We start from the raw sequence: 14558 nt of genomic DNA, 5'->3' as shown, positions 1-14558 counted from the left end.
TCCCTGTAGATATCAGCGTAAGGGGCGAAGATTCTGCCTTGATTCAAGGCGTTTTGCCATTACGGCTGGATCAAACCGTTGGCCAGCTATCGATCAACGCCCGCGCATCTTTGCTTGATAGAGGCCGCTTCATGCGCTGCGACAAGACCGCCATCGCCCGCCCGTAACCCTTGGCGATCACGGCCTCGACCTGGTCATCGATACACTGCAAGGCAATGAAATCGCCTTGCTCCGGCTCGCCGACATACTCGATCCGATTCCAGTTGCGGCCATGCCCGAGCACTTCATAGGTTCGCCCATGCTGATAGGTCCAGAAGAACGGCACGTCGTCATAGCGGCTACGCTCGCCAAGCATATTGGCCGCAGCGATCACTCCGTGCTGCTGGGCCAGGCGCCAGTGTTCGATGCGCACTGGCTGGCCGGCGAGGGGGAAGGTGGCGATGTCGCCGGCGGCCCACAGGCCCTCTGCAGCCACCATGCGCGCGTCTACCCGCAAAGAATGGTCGTCAGCCAACTGCACACCTTGGATGAACGTGGTGGCCGGTTTCACCCCGGTGCCCAGCAGGACTAATGCGGTCGGCAAGCGTTCGCCATTGGCCAGCAGCACGGCTTCGACCTTGTCGCTGCCCTCGATGCGTTCAACCTCGGTCGGGCCATGGAAGATCACGCCCTTGCGTTGGTGCAGCTCGCGGATGCTGCGCCCAATCCGCTCGCCCAGTTGCTTGGCCAATGGCACGTGGTGGCGGCTCACCACATGCACTTGCATCCCATACTTGCGCAGGGCCGAGGCCGCTTCCAGGCCAATGAAACCGTCACCGACGATCACCACTGGTTGGCCTGGCTCGGCGCTGTCGAGCAGGTGCGCGGCATCGTCGCGCGAGCGCAACACGCACACACCGCTCAATTGCACCCCAGCGATATCGGGCCGCAGCGGTTTGCCGCCGGTGGCCAGCAGCGCGTGGTCATAGTTGATGCGCTGGCCGTCGGCGAGGAGCACCTGGCGTTTGCCGGTATCGAGCAGACGCACCTTGCCGTGCACACGTTGCAGATGGCCTTGGCGCAGGTCATCCGCCTCCAGCAAGGCTGGAATTTCATCAGGCGACATTTCGCCGGCAATGACGAATTTGCTCAGCGAGGTTCGATCGTAGGCGGGGTGGCGCTCTTGATCGATCCACACCAGGCGGCCGCCAAAACCGTGGCCGAGCAGGGTGGCAACGGCCGCGCAGCCGGCAGCGCCTGCACCGATGACCACAAAGCAACGCGCATCACTGTGCCGTGGGGGTTGGGTGTCAGGTAGCGGCTGGTCGTCGACCCAGACCTCACCGGCTTTGACCTGGGTGGGGTAACGGCGCAGGTCGCACAGGGCGGGGGGCTCGCAGACGGCCCCTTCATCCACCGCGAAGGCGGCCTTGTGCCAGGGGCAGATCAGCAGCTCGCCGTACACCGTGCCTTCTTCCAGCGGTGCGCCAGCATGGGGGCAGTTGGCCTGGTAGGCGTGTACCTGGTCACCCTGGCGGAGCAGGATCACCTCTTCACTGCCGACCTGTACGCGCAGGGGGCGCTGTTGTTCGAGCTGTTCTAGGCGGGCCACGGCGTGCTGGGTCATGAGCGTTCTCCAAGGACCTTGTGGGTCATTGGACGCCTTTGCCGGGAGGAGGGTGCAGCGAACTGACGATTGGACGGGGGCAGGGGCTAAACCGGCAAGTGTGCGGGCAAGTCGTTAGCGACTTGCCCGCAAACCGCTTCAGTTGGCGCGAGCGGCCTTCAGCGCACCGCTACGGGTAACGCGCAAGGCCACCAGGCTGCCGACCACGATCAAGCCGGCCAGCGAGTACAGCGCGGCATCGGTGGAACCGGTCTGGTCCTTGATGAAGCCCACCAGGTACGGGCTGAGAAAACCGGCCATCTGCCCCACCGAGTTGATGATCGCCAGCCCCGCGACGGCTGCACCGGCGCTAAGCAGCGCGGTAGGCATCGGCCAGAACATCGGCAGGCCAGTCAACGCGCCCATGGTGGCAATCGACAGGCCAAGGATGGCGATGGTCGGGCTGGCGGCGAAGTTCACCGCGATCAGCAGGCCGATAGCGCCCATCAGCATCGGCACCACCAAGTGCCAGCGACGCTCGTTGCGCAGGTCAGCCGAGCGGCCCACGATGATCATGAACACGCCCGCCAGCAGGTACGGGATGGCACTCAGCCAGCCGATCAGCAGCGGGTTGTCGAAGCCCATGTTCTTGATGATCGATGGCAGCCAGAAGTTGATCGCGTAGACCCCGCTCTGGATGCAGAAATAGACGAAACCGAATGTCCAGATCAGCGGATTGGTCAACACTGACAGCACGCTGTCGCCACTGGTGGCCGGCTTGCTGGCAGCATCGGCCTTGAGGTCGGCTTCGATCAGTTGACGTTCGGCCGGGCTCAGCCAGGCGGCTTTGTGGTAGCCATCGCTGAGTAGCTTGATCGCCAGGATCCCCAGCACCACAGTCGGCAGCCCCTGGATCAGGAACATCCATTGCCAGCCTGCCAAGCCATGTTGGCCGGCAGCGAAGTGTTCCAGGATCCAGCCGGAGAACGGCCCGCCAAGTAGGCCGGAAACCGGAATCGCCGACATGAACAGGGCCATGATCCGCCCACGCCGATCGGCCGGGAACCAGCGCGAGAGGTACAGCACCACGCCTGGGAAGAAGCCAGCTTCCGCGGCGCCGGTGAGCAGGCGCAGGGCGTAGAACTCGGTGGGGGTGGTGACGAACAGCAGGCAGGTCGAGAGGCTGCCCCAGGCGATCATCATCACCGCGATCCAGCGCCGCGGGCCGAAGCGGTTGAGCGCCAGGTTGCTGGGCAGGCCGCACAGCACGTAGCCGATGAAGAAGATCCCGGCGCCGAGGCCGTAGACGGTTTCGCTGAATTTCAGTGCGTCGAGCATCTGCAGCTTGGCAAAGCCGACGTTGACGCGGTCCAGGTAGTTGAACAGGTAGCAGATGAAAATGAACGGAATCAACCGCAAGGTGATGCGCCGGTAGAGCGCGTTGCGGCTGATGTCTTGGCCTTGGTCAGGGGCAGGGCTGTGTGCCATGATCGGGTTCTCTGTTGTTATGGTTGTCGCCGCGTCGCCTGTGCCGGCGCTCGCCCTGACGAGTCTCGGGGACCGCGGCGCGGCTGTCTTTGTGCTTTTGCACAGCTCGGTGCGCTGGCTGCTGTGCTGCGGCCCAAATCCTATCACTGCAAGGATCGTTGAATGTTCGAACTGGACCATGACCTGGCGCAGGACATCGTCGATCGGGCGATGGCCATCTTGCCGTGCAACGTCAACGTCATGGACAGCCAGGGCCTGATCCTGGGCAGTGGCGAGCCGGAGCGGATCAATACCCGTCACGAGGGCGCCCAGCTGGTACTGGCCAACGGGCGTATCGTCGAGCTGGACGGTGAAGCCGCCAAGTGCCTCAAGGGCGTGCAACCTGGGGTGAACCTGCCATTGATGCTCGATGGCCGCTTGATCGGCGTGCTCGGCCTGACTGGCGATCCGCAGCAACTGCGCACCTTCGGCGAATTGGTGCGCATGACCGCCGAGATGCTGCTTGCCCAGCGCCACCTGCAAGTCGAGCAGCAATGGCGGCGCCAGCGCTGTGATGATCTGCTGGCCTTGCTGCTGGGCAGTAGCGGCGACTCCACGCGGTTGCTGGACGAGGCCCAGCAGTTAGGCCTGAAACCACAACTGGCGCGGGTGCCGTGCCTGTTCGAGTTGCATTCTGGGCCACCGGCCGAGGCACTGTCGGCCTGGCTGATGAGCCGTTACCCAGACAGCTGGTGCGTCAGCCCCGCACGCGAGTCGTTGCTGTGGTGTCGGCCGGCCGGGCTGGTATTGGACGAGCAGCGTTTGCTCGAGCGTTTGCAACGCCACGGCTGGCAGGTGCAGCGCCTGGCCCTGGGGCAACCGGCGCAGAGCCTGGAGCAGTTGCGCAAAGGCTATCGGCGAGTACGTGACCTGTTGGCCTATGGCCGCGAGGTTTTGCCTGGCGAGCGGCTGCTGAGCCTGGCGCGTTATCGCTTGCCGACCCTGCTCTGGCGCCACCGCAACGATGATGCCTTGGATGAGCTGCTTGAGCCGTTGCAGCGGATTCGCGCCAAGGATGCCAGTGGCCAGTTACTGGCGACCCTGCGCGCCTGGTGCGCGCATGATGGGCAGAGCCAGGCCTGTGCCGAGGCGCTGGGGATTCATCGCAATAGCCTGCGCTACCGCCTGGAGCGCATCGCCGAGCTGAGCGAGGTCGACCCGCAGCGTCTGGAAGGGATGCTGAGCTTGTACTTGGGACTGCAATTGTTACCTGCGCAGTAATAGCTCGGCTGATTATCGTGGGAGCGGGCTTGCCCCGCGATGAGGCCAGCCCAAGCAACCCAAACACCCGTGCAAAGGCATATGCCCAAACAACCCAGCCAGGCTTTTGTGCATCCGACCGAGGCCCCTGCGCGGCGCAACTGTCAGCATGCGGGCTATCTGGATCAGGAGAATCCCCATGAAAGTCGTTATCGCCCCCGATTCGTTCAAGGACAGCCTCGATGCTGCCGGTGTCGCCCGGGCCATTGCCAGCGGCCTGGCCGAGGTCTGGCCGCACGCCGACTACGTTGAATGCCCCATGGCCGACGGCGGCGAGGGCACCATGGAGGCGATCCTGGCCGCAAGCCAGGGCGAACTGCGTCGGCAACAGGTCCGTGGCCCACTGGGCGAGAGCGTCGAAGCCGGCTGGGGTTGGCTTGCGCAAAGCCGCACCGCGATCATCGAAATGGCCCAGGCCAGCGGCCTGCAACTGGTCCCGACCGGTCAGCGCGATGCTTGTAGCAGCAGCACCTGGGGCACTGGCGAGCTGATTGCGGCGGCCCTGGCGGCCGGTGCGCGGCGGATCGTCCTGGCCATCGGCGGCAGTGCCACCAATGACGGCGGCAGCGGCATGCTGCGTGCGCTTGGCCTGCGCCTATTGGATGGCAACGGCCAACCTCTCGCCGAGGGCGGCCTGGCCCTGGCGCAGTTGGCGCGGATCGACGCCAGCGGCCTCGACCCGCGTCTGGCCGAAGTACAGGTCGAGGTCGCGGCAGACGTCGACAATCCGCTGTGCGGGCCTAACGGCGCCTCGGCCATCTTTGGCCCGCAGAAGGGCGCAAGCCCTGCGCAGGTGCAGGCGCTGGACCAGGCCTTGGGCCATTTTGCCGATCACTGTGCGCCACTTTTGGGTGAAGATGTACGTGACTTTCCAGGGTGTGGCGCAGCCGGCGGCATGGGCTTTGCGGCCAAGGCGTTCATGGGCGCGCGTTTCCGCCCTGGGGTCGAAGTGGTGGCCGAGCTGGCCGGCCTGGATGCGCTGGTCCAGGGGGCTGATCTGCTGATTACCGGTGAAGGCCGGTTCGATGCGCAGACCCTGCGCGGCAAAACCCCAATGGGCGTAGCCCGGGTCGCCAAGCGCCACGGCGTGCCGGTGGTAGTGCTCGCCGGCACCTTGGGCGAGGGCTATCAGCAGCTGTATGCCCACGGTATCGATGCAGCCTTTGCCTTGGCCAGTGGCCCGATGACCCTGGAGCAAGCCTGTGCCAATGCACCTGAGCTGCTGCGGGCACGCGCCAGTGACATCGCCAGGCTGTGGCGCTGCGCCCGCCAAGGCTGAAGATCAGCGCTGGCGTTGCGGTTCGGCGTGCGCAGCAGGTGCCGGATCAGGCGCTGCCTGCGCGCTCAGTGCCAGCAGCGCGATCAGCGCCGCGCCAACCCCGGCCAGGGGCAAGTAGGCCAAGCCCAGGTGAGTGATCAACCCGCCACCAATGCCGCCACCCACTGCTGTGCCGAGGTTGAACGCGGCGATGCTCAGGCCGGAGGCCACGCCGGTGGCATGGGGTGCGAGGGTTTTAGCCAGGTTGAGCAGACGCAAGGTCGACAGGGTGACAATGGCAAAGAACAGCGCGCCGAGCACGCCGACCAATACCAGCACCGCCCACGCGCAATGCTTGGCGACGTACAGCAGCGCCAAGCTCGCGGCGAGCAAGCTCAGGGCAGCCATCAGGCAGCGCGTGCTGTCGTAGCGATCGGCGACATAGCCGCCCAGCAGGTTGCCAAGGATCGTGCAGCCACCGAACATCAGCATCGCCAGCCCTAGCAGCTGCACGCCTCCCTCGGTCACCTCCAGCACAAACGGTGACACATAAGTGAAGAATGAGAACACCGCCACGCTGACCAACATGGCAATCCCCGCAGCCGACAGCAGCGCGGTGTGCATGATTGCCGCCAGACTGGCAATCGGCCCACCCTGCGGGGCAGTCTGGGGCGCGCCCTCGCTGGGCATCAGCCGCAGCAGCCCAATCACGCTGAACAAGCCCAGCACACCCAGCACGACAAAAATCACCCGCCATGACCAGAAGCTGCCCAGCACGGTGCCAAGCGGCACACCCAGCGCCAACGACAAGGTCAGGCCGATCCACACCACCGACAGCGCGCGGCCGGCGCGCGCCGGCTCGACCAGTTTGACTGCAACGTTGGAGGCAACGGCCATGAACACCCCATGGGCTAGGCCAATCAGGAAGCGCAGCAGGTACAGCGCCAGTAGTTGATCGACTTTAGCCAGCAGCAAACTGCCCAGGCCGAGCACCGCCAGGGTCATCAGCAATACCGCGCGATCGCGCCAGGTCACCAGCAGCGCAGTGAGAATCGGTGCGCCAATGGCAGCGCCCAAGGCATACGCGGCAATCGCCGAACCTACTGCGGTGATTGGGCTGCCAAGGTCGTCAGCCATGACCGAGACCAGACCGGCGACGACGAATTCAGACAGGCCAAATGCGAAAGTGCACAGCGAAAAAACGTAAATGACGATAGGCATTGGTGTATCAGACTCATCCTTGAGTGAAGGAGAAGGTTAACGGATGTCGGCGTTGCAGGCGAGGCGATCAAGGCTGACCCGCCGCGCCAGCTCCAGGGCTTGCTCACCGTTCAGGCGTGGGTCGACCTTGCTCAGGTAGCACTGGCCGAGGTCGCTCGCTTGCAGATCGGCGGGGCCGCCGAGGCATTCGGTGACCGCCTCGCCGGTCATTTCCAGGTGCAGGCCGCCGAGGATCGAACCGTGCCGGGCATGCACCCGGAAGGCCATGGCGATTTCCGCGAGGATGTCGTCGAAGGCGCGGGTCTTGGTGGCGCAGGGCAGGGTGCGGGTGTTGCCGTGCATGGGGTCGCACAGCCACAACACCTTGGCATCGGCGCGCTTTAGCGCATCGATCAGCGCACCTAGACGCTCGCCCAGTAACAGCGCGCCCATGCGGTGGATCAGGGTCAATCGGCCTGGCTGATTGCCCGGGTTGAGGCGCTCGACCAACTGCAGCAGGTCACTGGCCGTGGTGTCGGCACCGACCTTGACCGCCAGCGGGTTGTCCACCCCACGCAGGTACTCCACATGGGCGCCGTCGGGCTGGGCGGTGCGCAGGCCGATCCAAGGCAGGTGGGTGGACTGGTTGAGCCAGCGTCCATCGGCCTGTTGGCGGGTCAGGCTTTGCTCATATTCGAGCAGCAGGGCCTCATGGGAGATGAACAGGCTTCGCTCGGCCAGGTTGTCGCTGTGCATGATGGCCTGGATCGCCCGGGCATGCTCCAGGGTACTGGCGGAGTGGGCGTAGGCCTGTAGCAAGCGGGCAGGATCAGCCCGGCGTGCCTGCGGGCAGAACTCGGCTTGGTTGACGATATCGCCGCGATAGACCGGCAAGCTCAGGCCAGCATGGGTCTCGATATCACTGGAGCGCGGTTTGGCATATTGCCCAGCCAAGCGGCCGATCTTGATCACCGGCCGTTGCAGGCCGGGCATCAGCGCCTGGCTCATGTGTTCCATCAGCACCAGCAGGCGCTTGAGCGCAGCGGGGTCGGTGTCGGCAAAGGCCTCGGCGCAGTCGCCGCCTTGCAGGACGAAGGCACGGCCCTGTTGCGCCTGAGCCAAGCGGGTTTTGAGCAAATCGATTGATTGCGCACTGACCAGCGGGGCGGCTTGGCGCAGGTGGGTAGCGGCCTGGCGCAAGCCCTGGGCATCGGCATAGTGGGGTTGCTGGGCGGCGATACGTTCGCGCCATGAATCGGGTGTCCAGGCCGTCTGGCCGTCCAGCACCTGGGCGCATGTGCTCAACATGATCTGTGTCTCCCTGAATGATCGTCGCTCAATCTGCAAGTGCTGCAGGTGGCGGCGATAGTGCGCAGTGACGACACAGCTTGGGAAATACAATAAACGTCTTTATCTGATACTCGGCCAACACCCCCGTGGCGTCGGCGGATGGTTATTTTCTGGCCTCGCTTCCTACGCTAAATCATTGTATTTCAAGGGCAACTAATACTTCGCGACTCTCACCGCAGGGTCGAAAATAGTATTTTACTCAGCGCAGGCACTCGCCAATTCTCGTCGCGACTTATTCGAGAGGGGCGGGTCGATGTTAGTTCACACGGATCATGATTACGCTGTCGTTAAGGACGCCGAACGCGAACTTCGACAGCAACTCGGGCGCATGCCCGAACAGGCTTTTTATACCGGCAAGTTGCACGCGGCCTGGGAGCGTGCTCGGGCCAGCACCTTCTACAGGGATTTGCCAGCCTTCAGCCTGGCAGCCTTTGACCAGCTGCAACCGACCGCCAAGGCCTGCCTCAAGGCACGGCCGCTGGACTTTTGCACCGTAGTACTTGGCGATGCTGCCAAGTATTACGCCACCACCGGCACCACAGGTGAGCCGACACCCACCCCGCGCCTGAAACAGGACATCATCTGGAACGCCATCAGCGTTGCCAGTCACTGGCGCTCGCTGTTACCGGCCGGGGCGCGGGTGGCCAACCTGATGCCCTCGGACATCGTCCCGGTCGGTGACTTGATCGCCAATGTCTGCGAATACCTGGATGTCTGCCATGTGCGGCTGTACCCGTTCACCACCGGCATCACCGACTGGGAACGGGTGTGCAAGACCTTCGCCACCTACCAACCCACGGTATTGTTCATCGCCCCAGGCGTACTGGTGCAACTGACCCGTTACCTGAAGCAGCGCGACATGCTTGCCGACTTCGCCCAGTCGGTGCGTTCTATCATGCTGTTGGGCGAGGTCAACACCCAGCCGTTTCGCCAGCGCCTGGCGCGTTGGTGGCAGTGCGAGGTGTTCGACGCAAGCTACGGCAGCACCGAGACCGGCACCTTGGCGGCGGTGGGCGACGATCAGGTGATGCGCCTGGCCACTGCGACCAACTACTTCGAACTGCTGCTGGCCGATGGCCGCGTGGTCGCGCCAGCCCAGGGCCTGACTGGGCGTTTGTTGGTCACGCCGCTGAATCTCTACGCCCGGCCGCTCCTGCGCCTGGACACCGGCGACAGTGTCACCATCACCGGTGGCTGTGAGCCAGGGCAGATCAGCCCGACCGTGCTGATCAATGGCCGCGATAATGACAGTGTCACGGTCAGCGGTGTCGGCCTGGAAATCCGGGCCGTGGAAGAGGTGGTGTACGGCAGCTGCGACGCGACCGGCTACATGATCGAAGTCGACCGTGGCAGCGACACCGCGGCACTGATCCTGGAGCGTGATGTGCTTTGGGACAATGACCAGGAGGGCGCCCTGCAGCAGCACCTGCAAGCCCAGTCCGAGGCGCGCATGCGCCTGCGCTGGAGCCGCATCCTGTTCGTCAACAATCTCTCGGCCCTGAGCAAGAGCGGCGCTTCGCAGAAAAGCTGGAAAAAAACCAACCTGCGTTTTGTCGGTGGCCAGCAATGAACGAGCGTTTGCTGCAACAGCCGCGCTTCCCGCAAGGGCGAGGCCTGGCTAACCATCAACCGGATTTGTGGTGCACCTACGCGGCAATCCGCAGCCTGGCCTGGATCGAGCGGCTGCCCAGCGCGAACGTGGCGCAGCTGCAGGCCTATATCCAGTCTCGGCGCAACCGTGATGGCGGCTATGCCTGGAGCAAAGGCATGCCCTCCGATGCCTGGGCGACATTTTATTGCACCGAAACGCTCAAGGATCTCGCCGCGCCGGTCGATCAGCGCGAGGCTACCGCGCAGTGGATCGATACCTTGTTCGATGGCGACGCCTATGCCATGTGCCCAGGGCAAACCGCAGATGCCTGGGCAACTCACTATGCACTGCGCACCTTGTTGGACGTGTGTAATGGCCAGGTACGCGACGCCGACGCCCTGTACCGCTGGCTCGACGGCTTGCAGTGCGCCAACGGCGGCCTGAGCTGGTCAGCTGATTTCGCCAAGCGTGATGTGGCCGATACCCGCGCCTGCTTCTACGGCGTGATGGCCGCCCGCGCCCTTGCACGAGCGGGCCTGCGCGCACCGGCCTGGGACCGGCCGCGGCTGATCGGCTGGCTGCAGGCGCAGCAAGTTGAGGCAGGCGGCTTTCGCTTCAGCGAGACGGCGCAATCGCCGTGCTTGTGGGCGACCTATCGCGCCACCGCAAGCCTGGCCGAACTCAACGCGCAGCCGCTGGATCAACAGCGCTGCGTGGCCTGGATCGAGGCCCTGCGTGGGCCAGGTGGCGGATTCGTGCGTTGGGATGGTTACGACGGCGAGGATGTCTGGGCGGTGTTCTGCGCCGTGGGCTCGCTCAAGGCGATGGGCCAACCGGTTGAGCATATGGCCGATGCGCTGGCGTCGTTCATCGCTACCCTGGCCATGCCCCAGGGTGGCTACAGCTACCGTGAAGTGAGCAGCGCCGCCGATGTCTTGAGCACCGCAGCGGGCCTGCTCGGCAATGGCTTTGGCGATGATGATCGTGATGCTGCATTGCGCTGGATCGAAGGCTGCCAGATGCCCAATGAAGCCGGGATCATGTACATGCCCGGGCGTGGCGCCGAGCTGCGCTGCACTGCTTGGGGCCTGGCCGCTGGGGCGTTTGCCGAGCAGCCAAGGGCGCGCCAGGCCATCGGCCAGTGGCTGGCCTCGTTACAGAACCCCGATGGTGGTTTCGGTTTCTGGGAAGGGCGCGGCTCGGATCTGGTCTCCAGCGCCTCGGCGGTGTCGATCCTGCAAGCGCTGAACGACAGTGCCGGGGTGGATCTGCCCAGCCTGGAACGCTTCGTGCGCAGCTGCCGCCGCGAGGAGGGCGGTGTAATTGCCTATTCGGCCTATCCCCGAGGCCAGTCGTCCTTGCGCGCGGGGTTGCAGGCATTGGGCTGCCTGGCCTATCTGGGCCTGGACGTGAAGGCCGAGGCTGCGACGCTGCTCGCCGCGCACAAAGTGCGCCAAGGTGGCTTTGCCAATCAGGGCCAGCGCATCCCTGATTTGCTCAGCACCTATCAGGCGCTGGCGTTGGCGCTCGCCCTTGAGTTGCCGATCGATATCCCGCACCTGGGCTTTTTCCTCGACAAGGTCGGCGCTGGGCAGGGCTTTGCCTGGTCGCCGTTGTACCTGGAGGGCCAGGACGCACTGTCTGCCTGTCTGGGCCAGCTATTGCTGGCGTTGGTCAACGGCGCACGTACGCAGCTACCCAACCTCCACCTCTCCTAAGGACTGGCCCATGCCCACCATTACTGTCGCCTGCGCGCCGTTGGCGCTGATCGAGCGTAAGCGCATCGCCCTGGGCTTCACCCGGGTGTTCAAGGAGCTCGGCGCCGACCCTGCGCACTGCATGGTGTTCTTCGCCCCCTTGCCGCTGGACTGCGTGTTCAGCGCCGGCATGCCGCTGCCCAGCGTCGATCGCCACGGCAAGCCTGCGCAATTTCACCTGCGCATCACCTGCTCTGAAGAGCGCGACGCGCTCGCCCAGCAGGTGCTGGCCGACGGCTTGTATGCCGGGCTACGCGCCACTTACAGCGGCGCATTCATTTATTTGCAATTCGACCCCATCGCGCCTGCACAGGTGTTCTACAGCGCAGGTTCCGCGCTGATCAACGCAGGCTCACCACAAGGAAGCACACGCTCGTGAATACCCTCTCTATTGAACAGCGCATTCGTCACACGCTTGAGCAACTGCTCGGCGCCGAGGTCGCCTGCCTCGATCGCCACGCCAGTTTTCGCGATTTCATCGGCGAGCGCTTCGATAGCCTGATGGCGGTCGAAGTGATCACCGCGATCGAGCAGTGCTTTGAGATCGAAGTGGACTACCTCAGCGACGACGTGCGCTTCTGGTTCGAGACCCTGGACAAGATGCAGCGCTTCGTCGCGCAAAAGCTCGAGGACCAACTGACTTTGCAGGCCAGCGTGTGAGCCAGCACCAGCTGTTTCAAACCTCAGGCTCCACTGGGGCGCCGCGGCAATGGTTGCGCAGCCATGCGCAGATGGCCTGCGAGGCGCGCTTGATCTACCAGCGCTGGGCGGCGGATGTCGGCGAGATTATCGCGTTCGCTCCCGCGAGCCACAGCTACGGCAAGATCCTCGGCGAGTTCGGCGCAAGCGTGAGCGGTGCGCCGGTGCAGTTTTGCTCGCTGGAACAGCAACAACTGCCAACGCTCGATGGCACAGGACATTGCGTGATCCTGGCGATCGCCAGCACTTGGCGCCTGCTGCCGGGGCTGCTGGAAAGGTTAGTGGGCAAGCGCCAGGTGCTGGTCCTGCACAGCGCCTCATTGTTGCCACCGGATGCCTTGGCCATCGTGCAGCGCTTTGCCGGGCCGAAGGTGCGCTTCATCGAGCTGTTAGGTTCGACCGAAACCGGTGCCATGGCGTTTCGGCAGCTCGATGTGCAGAGCACGGCCGATCAGCCCTGGACCTTGCTCGACGATGTCGAACTGCTGACCCCGGCAGGGCAACCGGCGCCGCTCGAAGTGGCCAGCCCGCGCATCGCCTGTGAGCAAGGCCAGGCCACCGCTGCCAGCCACCGCTGCGACGACCTGATTCAGCCACTGGATGCCAGGCGCTTCCAGTGGCTCGGCCGGGTCAGCAGCCTGATCAAGGTCAACGGCCTGCGCGTCGATCTGGCAAGACTGGGCAGTGAGCTGAGTGGTCATCTCGGCTGTCCGGCGTTGGCCTGCGTGCCGCTGCGCGATGCCCTGCGCGCCGAGGCTTATGAACTGCTGTTTTGCTCCAGTTCGCTGACCGAACGCGAAGTACTGGGTGCTTTCACCGAACTGCTGCCTGCCACCCCGCGCCCGCTCGCGGTGCGGCGGGTCGCGCATCTGCCGCTGTCTGCAACCGGCAAGCCGCAACCCTGGGCGGCTGCCTCTACTGTCAAGGAATACACCGATGTCACACGTTAAAACCGAAGATGCCATTGCCGCTTACTTGGCCGACTGCGGCGCCGATCCAGCGCATGGCCGGCAGCCGCCGCAGTACCTGGCGCTGAGCCTGCGCGAGCGCCACGCACGCCTGGAAGCCAACCCGGCTCTGGCCGCTGAATGGGCTGGCCAGTACGAGCAGTGGTCCGTGCATGCCGATCAGCATTATCGCTGCCTGGTCAGTAGCCGAGAGGTCGCAGCGCCGTGGTATCGCCTAGGCGTCAAGGACACGGTCGACGTGGCGGGCCTGCCGACCCGCCTGGGCCTGCGCAGCTACCGCCATTACCCAGCGCGCAGCGCCGAGGCGCTAACCTGGCTGGACCCGCGTGTGGCGCTGACCTGCAAGGTCACCACCACCGAGCTGAACATTGCCTTTGGCGGCGGTTGTCGCAACCCGCGTTTCCCTACGATCGACCCTTCGGGCTCCAGCACGGGATCGGCGGTGTCGGTGGCAGCGGGGCTGTGTGATATCTCGTTGGGCACCGACGTGCTCGGCTCGGTACGTTGGCCTGCGTCGCACAACGGCATGGTCGGCCTGCGCATGACACAAAAGGCCCAGAGCCTGGCCGGGGTGTTCCCGCTGTCGCCCCGCATGGATGCCTTGGGCTGGGTGACGCGCACCGCTGACGACCTCGAGTTCCTGTTTCCCTTGCTGGGCATCGAAGGCCTGCTCGGCGAGCAGCAACCCCTCAAACAGCACTACCGGGTCGGCTTTCTCAGCCATGTGCACGAGCCGGGCCTGACCAGCGCGCAGATGCTGGCCATGCTCGACAAGACCCGCCATGCCATGACTGAGCTGGGCATGCGCCAAAGCGAGGTGCAGATGCCTGAACTGTGGGCCTGCCGTGGCGACGCCTGGCAGCTGTGCGCACGCGATGCCTGGCTGGCTTCGGCAGCCTGGCAACAGGCCTTCGACTGTGAGCTGCACTGGTCGACGCAAAGCGCCCTGGCCGTAGGCGCCGGGGTGAGCGACAGCGAATACCAGCGCATTCACCAGCGTATGGATCAGATTCGTGGCGGGATTGACGCCTGGTTCGACGCTGCCGAGGTCGACTTCGTGGTGTTCCCGATGGACCCCAACCGGCCATTCGACCTGCGTCATCCGCAGCCCGGCGACTCGACCATCCCGTCGCCAGCAGACGCCGATTACGCGCAGAAAATCAGTTTTACCCCGCTGGCCAGCTTCAGCGGCCTGCCGGCGATCACCGTGCCGATCAGCCAGAGCACGGATGGCAAGGCGGCGCTGGCGGTGCAGATCATGGGCCGGCGCGACAGTGAACGGCAGTTGCTGGATATCGCCAAGCGCTTGCAAGCGCTGGTCGGCCTGGTGCCGGCAGACACCCAGGCACAGTAGGAGAGGCGC

At 64.6% G+C, this 14558-nt stretch carries 12 protein-coding genes; 8 read left to right on the top strand and 4 right to left on the bottom strand.

Annotated elements, in window-relative coordinates:
• Positions 1 to 70 precede the first annotated feature (70 nt).
• Both AAZU54_RS09490 and AAZU54_RS09485 read right to left on the bottom strand, forming a co-directional pair.
• Positions 71 to 1606: an FAD-dependent oxidoreductase gene (locus tag AAZU54_RS09490; RefSeq protein ID WP_434727061.1), complete on the bottom strand. Its 1536-nt coding sequence runs from the start codon at positions 1604 to 1606 to the stop codon at positions 71 to 73.
• A gap of 138 nt (positions 1607 to 1744) precedes the next feature.
• Positions 1745 to 3073, bottom strand: a complete 1329-nt coding sequence (locus tag AAZU54_RS09485; protein ID WP_434727060.1) for an MFS transporter — start codon at positions 3071 to 3073, stop codon at positions 1745 to 1747.
• Positions 3074 to 3235: 162 nt separating this feature from the next.
• Between AAZU54_RS09485 and AAZU54_RS09480 the strand changes: the two genes are divergently transcribed.
• Both AAZU54_RS09480 and AAZU54_RS09475 read left to right on the top strand, forming a co-directional pair.
• Entirely contained in the window at positions 3236 to 4333 is a 1098-nt protein-coding gene (locus AAZU54_RS09480; RefSeq protein WP_186554395.1) for a sugar diacid recognition domain-containing protein, read from the top strand.
• A 178-nt stretch (positions 4334 to 4511) separates the two neighbouring features.
• Entirely contained in the window at positions 4512 to 5651 is a 1140-nt protein-coding gene (locus tag AAZU54_RS09475; protein WP_186554396.1) for a glycerate kinase, read from the top strand.
• Between the two features lie 3 nt (positions 5652 to 5654).
• Here the strand turns inward: AAZU54_RS09475 and AAZU54_RS09470 are convergent, their stop codons facing one another.
• Together AAZU54_RS09470 and AAZU54_RS09465 are read right to left on the bottom strand one after the other, a co-directional pair.
• Complete coding sequence (locus AAZU54_RS09470; protein ID WP_434727059.1) at positions 5655 to 6851, bottom strand: MFS transporter; 1197 nt, start codon at positions 6849 to 6851, stop codon at positions 5655 to 5657.
• A gap of 36 nt (positions 6852 to 6887) precedes the next feature.
• Positions 6888 to 8138, bottom strand: a complete 1251-nt coding sequence (locus AAZU54_RS09465; protein ID WP_434727058.1) for a 3-deoxy-7-phosphoheptulonate synthase — start codon at positions 8136 to 8138, stop codon at positions 6888 to 6890.
• Between the two features lie 295 nt (positions 8139 to 8433).
• On the opposite strand from AAZU54_RS09465, the gene AAZU54_RS09460 reads away from it, so the two are divergent.
• The 6 genes from AAZU54_RS09460 to AAZU54_RS09435 are packed head-to-tail and all read left to right on the top strand — an operon-like array spanning position 8434 to position 14549.
• Positions 8434 to 9750 carry an AMP-binding protein gene (locus tag AAZU54_RS09460; RefSeq protein WP_434727057.1) on the top strand — a complete coding sequence of 439 codons (1317 nt, stop codon included), beginning with the start codon at positions 8434 to 8436 and terminating at the stop codon, positions 9748 to 9750.
• Positions 9747 to 11489 carry a prenyltransferase/squalene oxidase repeat-containing protein gene (locus tag AAZU54_RS09455; RefSeq protein ID WP_405130110.1) on the top strand — a complete coding sequence of 581 codons (1743 nt, stop codon included), beginning with the start codon at positions 9747 to 9749 and terminating at the stop codon, positions 11487 to 11489. Before AAZU54_RS09460 ends, AAZU54_RS09455 begins: the two co-directional genes overlap by 4 nt.
• Before the next feature lie 10 nt (positions 11490 to 11499).
• A complete protein-coding gene (locus tag AAZU54_RS09450; RefSeq protein WP_405130109.1) occupies positions 11500 to 11907 on the top strand; it encodes a hypothetical protein in 408 nt (135 codons plus the stop codon).
• Positions 11904 to 12188, top strand: a complete 285-nt coding sequence (locus AAZU54_RS09445; RefSeq protein WP_186554401.1) for an acyl carrier protein — start codon at positions 11904 to 11906, stop codon at positions 12186 to 12188. The genes AAZU54_RS09450 and AAZU54_RS09445 overlap by 4 nt, the downstream gene beginning before the upstream one ends.
• Positions 12185 to 13177 carry an AMP-binding protein gene (locus AAZU54_RS09440; RefSeq protein ID WP_405130107.1) on the top strand — a complete coding sequence of 331 codons (993 nt, stop codon included), beginning with the start codon at positions 12185 to 12187 and terminating at the stop codon, positions 13175 to 13177. Before AAZU54_RS09445 ends, AAZU54_RS09440 begins: the two co-directional genes overlap by 4 nt.
• The gene (locus AAZU54_RS09435) at positions 13164 to 14549 is read left to right on the top strand and encodes an amidase family protein (protein WP_434727056.1); all 1386 of its coding nucleotides are present in this window, start codon (positions 13164 to 13166) and stop codon (positions 14547 to 14549) included. Before AAZU54_RS09440 ends, AAZU54_RS09435 begins: the two co-directional genes overlap by 14 nt.
• Positions 14550 to 14558 lie beyond the last annotated feature (9 nt).

This window comes from Pseudomonas sp. Je.1.5.c, from assembly GCF_051129895.1.
Taxonomy (GTDB): Bacteria; Pseudomonadota; Gammaproteobacteria; order Pseudomonadales; family Pseudomonadaceae; genus Aquipseudomonas; species Aquipseudomonas urmiensis.
This window is presented reverse-complemented; position numbering and strand designations above follow the sequence as displayed.

What these genes read in the sequence shown, in the direction of transcription:
- AAZU54_RS09490 (WP_434727061.1), bottom strand. Translation starts at nt 1,606, where the DNA reads ATGACCCAGCACGCCGTGGCCCGCCTAGAACAGCTCGAACAACAGCGC.
- AAZU54_RS09485 (WP_434727060.1), bottom strand. Translation starts at nt 3,073, where the DNA reads ATGGCACACAGCCCTGCCCCTGACCAAGGCCAAGACATCAGCCGCAAC.
- AAZU54_RS09480 (WP_186554395.1), top strand. Translation starts at nt 3,236, where the DNA reads ATGTTCGAACTGGACCATGACCTGGCGCAGGACATCGTCGATCGGGCG.
- AAZU54_RS09475 (WP_186554396.1), top strand. Translation starts at nt 4,512, where the DNA reads ATGAAAGTCGTTATCGCCCCCGATTCGTTCAAGGACAGCCTCGATGCT.
- AAZU54_RS09470 (WP_434727059.1), bottom strand. Translation starts at nt 6,851, where the DNA reads ATGCCTATCGTCATTTACGTTTTTTCGCTGTGCACTTTCGCATTTGGC.
- AAZU54_RS09465 (WP_434727058.1), bottom strand. Translation starts at nt 8,138, where the DNA reads ATGTTGAGCACATGCGCCCAGGTGCTGGACGGCCAGACGGCCTGGACA.
- AAZU54_RS09460 (WP_434727057.1), top strand. Translation starts at nt 8,434, where the DNA reads ATGTTAGTTCACACGGATCATGATTACGCTGTCGTTAAGGACGCCGAA.
- AAZU54_RS09455 (WP_405130110.1), top strand. Translation starts at nt 9,747, where the DNA reads ATGAACGAGCGTTTGCTGCAACAGCCGCGCTTCCCGCAAGGGCGAGGC.
- AAZU54_RS09450 (WP_405130109.1), top strand. Translation starts at nt 11,500, where the DNA reads ATGCCCACCATTACTGTCGCCTGCGCGCCGTTGGCGCTGATCGAGCGT.
- AAZU54_RS09435 (WP_434727056.1), top strand. Translation starts at nt 13,164, where the DNA reads ATGTCACACGTTAAAACCGAAGATGCCATTGCCGCTTACTTGGCCGAC.